Source organism: Sphingomonas sp. NPDC019816 (assembly GCF_050274375.1).
Classification (GTDB): Bacteria; Pseudomonadota; Alphaproteobacteria; order Sphingomonadales; family Sphingomonadaceae; genus Sphingomonas.
This window is the reverse complement of sequence record NZ_JBNNOB010000203.1, coordinates 1-4305: the sequence shown is the minus strand read 5'-3', so window position 1 is coordinate 4305 and position 4305 is coordinate 1. Positions and strand designations below refer to the sequence as shown.

Genomic DNA, 4305 nt, shown 5'->3' with positions numbered 1-4305 from the left:
GAGCGGGCAGCCGCGCAGCGGCAACACGGCCCCTTGCTGGGGGTTGCGGCGTGCCCCGCGGTGCTGCCAGGTGGCATCTGGACAGGCGGAATGGCGGCCGGCGCCCGGGGACCGAGCTTTGATCAGATGAAACGGGCCGGATCGCCAGGGCCTCTAAAACCTGCGACAGAGCATGGACCGCCCTCCATCCTGCCGCCACCGGTTGGGACGGCGAGACAAGGGCATGAGACAAGGGCTTCTGCGAGCGGCGCTTGCCACGGACCCGTGGGCCAGAGGAGCCTCTTCACCTGCGCGCCGCGCGGCGTGTCAGCGGAGACTGGGACGCTCGGTCGGCCTGAAGCGCTCCTCGGGATATTCCATGCGCCCGTCGAGCGACCAGAGCAGCGCGCGAAAGTCGCGGATCGCCGCGAAGAGCTCGGCGTCGGTCCCCAGGTCGCGATCGCGGAAGGCATGAATGGCGTTGCGCCGCGCCTGCACCGTTCGACCAAGCGCCAGCTGCTGGGGAGCCAGCAGCCCGGCCTTCTCCGCATAGTCAAGGATCGTGTCGAGCATAAGCTCGTCAGGATCCTGCAACATCTGCCGCTTGATGTGCCATGCGCGCGTTTCCTTCGTGGTCTCATCGGCGCGATAGTCCGTCAGATAGACCGTCAGGAACAGCTTGAGCGCGCCTTCGAGAAGCGCGCCCAGATTGGCCCAGGCAAGGATGAGGTCGCCGTCGGAGAGCGGCGCGCCGTCCGTCCAGCGCCGCAGGCTTGCGGCAAGCGAGGCGATCCGGTCGAGCCGCGCGGAGCGCAGCAGCTGCGCTGCGTCGTCCGGTGCCCATCCTTCCGCATTGCGCCAGAAAGCGGCTAGGCCTTCGGACAGGGTGGCGATGCGATCGACGATCTCCTCGATCGGCAATGCCGCGGTTTCATCGACAAATCGCGCATGCTGCTGCCCCAGCATATCCTGAAAGCTCGTGCTCATGATCACATGCTAGCGCGGCGGCAGGATGTTCGCCATGTTCAAGGGCGCCATTTACACCATCGTCGACCTCCTCACGCGGTGCGTGCGGGCCCTCGCCCGCTTCAGGCAAGGGCCGGCTCTTCCAGAGCGAAAACAGGATGCCGCCGGTGATAAGGCCGAGCGTGATGCCAAGGCTCGCCCAGGCTGGGAACGTGCCGCCCGCGAGGACAAAATCGGCGATGAAGATCTTGGCCCCGATGAAAACGAGGACCAGCGCAAGCGCATGGCTGAGATGGTGGAAGCGATGGATCATCGCCGACAGCGCAAAGTAGAGCGCCCGCAAGCCCAATATGGCCATGATGTTGGAGGTATAGACAATGAAGGTGTCGGTGGTGATCGCGAAGATTGCCGGCACGCTGTCGACGGCAAAGACGATGTCGGCGATGTTGATGACGATCAGCGCGAGGAGGAGCGGCGTAGCGGCGGTCGCCATCTTGCCGGTCACCGGATCGGCGATGCGCGTGAGAAAGCGGTTGCCGTCGAGTGTCTGTGCGATCCGCAGGTGTCGCGAGAGAAAACGCACGAGCGGATTGGCCCCGACATCGGGCGGCTCCTGGTCGCCTGCAACGAGCATCTTGATGCCGCTTGCGACAAGAAAGGCGCCGAAGAGGTAGAGCACCCAGTGGAACTGCTCCACGACGGCAGCGCCGGCGCCGATCATGATGCCGCGCAGGAACAGGACGGCGACGATACCCCAGACGAGCGCGCGATATTGATAAACGCGCGGGATCGCAAACGCGCTGAAGATCAACGAAATGACAAAGACATTGTCGATCGACAGCGCCTTTTCGATGACGAAGCCGGTATAATATTTAAGACCGAGGTCGGCGCCCTTCTCGGCCCACACCCAAAGCCCGAACGCAAGCGCGACGCTGATATAGAAAAGCGAGAGCAATAGGCTCTGTCTGATGCTCATCTCCCGGTCGCGCCGGTTGAGAACGCCCAGGTCGAAGGCGGTCAGTGCAGCCACAAGGCCGATAAAGGTCATCCAGAACCAGGCGGGCGTGCCCAGCCAGTTCGTCATCAGCCAGTCCATGGCAGCGGTCCGATCGTGATCATGCAAGGGGCCCAAGGCGGGCGCGTCATCGCGGCCGACAAGACAGCGCAGGAACGCTGCCCGTCGGACCTGACGTTATCAGGCCGGGCGTACGACGCTGCCCGGCTCAAGCGAGGCTTTAATGCAGCGCGCGGCGCACCTGCGATGCGGACAGGAGCCGGCTCAGCCGGGACCTGATCAGCAGCTTGAGGCGCTGGAGCCTGAACAGGCGCATGCCGTCGGGCACGCTGCGCGCCCTCTCGGCCATGAGCTGCTCATCCAGCCGCTGCTGGCGAGAAAGGAGGCTGAAACTACGGTCGGTCATACTGCCACTCCATGAGGCGACGAGGTGCCAATCGAGAAAGCCGGCGATGGAATGGGAAAAAGAAAATCAGCCAGACCCATGCACCGGTTTACCCGATGCGGTCCGACATCACGCGACAGGAACGCTGTCGCGCCAGAGGGGCCCGGCCCGCAGCCACAGGATGGGGAGGAGGGACGCAAGGATCAAGGACGCGGGCGAAAAAAGATCCGGTGACCACGCGACTGGTCGCCTATGGTCGCGATGACGGTGAAGGCGATTCCTTCCGGTCGAAACGATTTGATATGCAAGGGGATCGTGTGGCGACACGAGTGTTCAGGACCGAGCGCAGCCTGGAGGCGGAAGAAACGACGCGTGGACGCGTCGCTGGTCTGCTCGAGCGGCATGGCATGACCGTGACGGACCAGCGTCTGGACAAACGGGGCAGCGCGACCGTGCAGGTCGTTGAGGGCAACTTCGGCGACGGCCCGCCTCTGCGGGTGCATATCCGCCTGTGCTGGCGCCGCGACGGGCGCAATTCGCGCGAAGCGCTCTATTCCGCAGCGCAGCTCAAAGCCAAAAGAGACGCGAAAGGGTGGGAAGCGACCCTCAAGAGCGTCGCAGCCCGCCACCGCCGCGAAGGCCATACCCACAGCCTGCTGGTTCAGGACAGCGACGCCGGCTTCGTCTTTGCCGCGCTTGTACCCTGCGAGGCGATCCCGGCGATCTGGGAGAGACAGCGCGCGGTCAGCGCGGACCTTCTGGAGCGCGGCCTTGGCGGCAATCTGAGCGCAAACCACGCCGCCAACGGGTCCAGTCCGTCGCTGTGGCTTCAGGACGATCGCTATCCCGCGACCCCGGCTGTGGCGCGCGTGATCTGGGAGTGGCCTGGCGTCGTCAATGTGCTCGCGCTGCCCAGGACGGATTTTGCCGACGCGGGGACCGACACGCTCGACGATCTTCCCGTGTCGGGCGGCGATATGGGCCGGGATGGCGCTGCACAGCGCGCGCAGGTGGTGCGTTCGGGCTATCCGCGCGATGCCAGGGTTCGCGAAGCCGTCGCGCGGCGCGCGGCCGGACAGTGTGAACGGGATAGCTGTGGGACCCGGCGCAGCTACCCGGGCTTTCTCGATGTCCATCACATTCTGGGGATCGAGGTCAGCGACCGGGTGTGGACGTGCGTGGCGCTTTGTCCCAACTGCCACCGCGAGGCACATTTCGCGCCCGACCGGGACGCTATAAATGCGCAATTGCGCGCCTTTGCGGCGCAGTTCGCCTGATGACCGAGCGGGAGGGACTGTGGGTGTCGGCCGACGAGGCCGAGGACGTCGCCGGATCGCTTCGGCACGCGCTGCGTGCCGCGCAATTCACGGAAGAAGACCCGCAGGCATGGAAATGGGTGCTGCTCGCATTGCACTCGGCCTTGCAGGGGGCATGTGTATGCCATCTGACGACCACCGCCGCGCCGATCGGCGCCGTCACCGAGCGCAATGCAGGCGAATGGCTCGACTATTTCACAGCCTTGCGCACCGACCCGAATGCGAAGTCGCCCAAGACCTATCTCATGGCATTGCCCGATCTCATGAAGGCGATCCGCAAGCCGCGCTCGGCAGGTGACGGGCTGAATGAAGTTGGTATTACCCTGAGTGACGCCGAACTGGCCTGGCTTCGGCGTATCCATGACGAGGTTCGCAACCAGTTCGTGCATTTCGAGCCGATGGGCTGGTCGCTCGAGGTGAGCGGCGTCCCCGCCATTGGTCAGCTCATCGCACGCGTCATTGGCGAGATGCTCGAGATGGGATGGGCGTTCCGTCATCTCGGCGCCGACAACCGGTCGGCGCTGCGCGCGGATCTGGCGCGCCTGTCGTGCGAGGACTGGGCACCTGTGACTGACCCCGGCGCGCAGAGCGACCGCCTCGACTTCTGAAATGGGGACGGGGTCCGCTTCGCACGCTCGCGAAGC

Annotated in this window: 5 protein-coding genes; 2 read left to right on the top strand and 3 right to left on the bottom strand. The window is 64.9% G+C overall.

The window, feature by feature from the left end:
• Positions 1 to 306: 306 nt before the first annotated feature.
• The 3 genes from ACQKJZ_RS18300 to ACQKJZ_RS18290 form a co-directional block, all read right to left on the bottom strand.
• Entirely contained in the window at positions 307 to 966 is a 660-nt protein-coding gene (locus ACQKJZ_RS18300; protein ID WP_125962348.1) for a hypothetical protein, read from the bottom strand.
• Complete coding sequence (locus tag ACQKJZ_RS18295) at positions 911 to 2041, bottom strand: TerC family protein (RefSeq protein ID WP_125962349.1); 1131 nt, start codon at positions 2039 to 2041, stop codon at positions 911 to 913. Before ACQKJZ_RS18295 ends, ACQKJZ_RS18300 begins: the two co-directional genes overlap by 56 nt.
• 139 nt (positions 2042 to 2180) lie before the next feature.
• Positions 2181 to 2366 carry a DUF465 domain-containing protein gene (locus ACQKJZ_RS18290; protein ID WP_125962350.1) on the bottom strand — a complete coding sequence of 62 codons (186 nt, stop codon included), beginning with the start codon at positions 2364 to 2366 and terminating at the stop codon, positions 2181 to 2183.
• Between the two features lie 296 nt (positions 2367 to 2662).
• Between ACQKJZ_RS18290 and ACQKJZ_RS18285 the strand changes: the two genes are divergently transcribed.
• On the top strand, positions 2663 to 3622 hold the full coding sequence (locus tag ACQKJZ_RS18285) for a hypothetical protein (protein WP_427732994.1): 960 nt from the start codon (positions 2663 to 2665) through the stop codon (positions 3620 to 3622).
• Complete coding sequence (locus ACQKJZ_RS18280) at positions 3622 to 4269, top strand: hypothetical protein (protein ID WP_125962351.1); 648 nt, start codon at positions 3622 to 3624, stop codon at positions 4267 to 4269. Before ACQKJZ_RS18285 ends, ACQKJZ_RS18280 begins: the two co-directional genes overlap by 1 nt.
• Positions 4270 to 4305 lie beyond the last annotated feature (36 nt).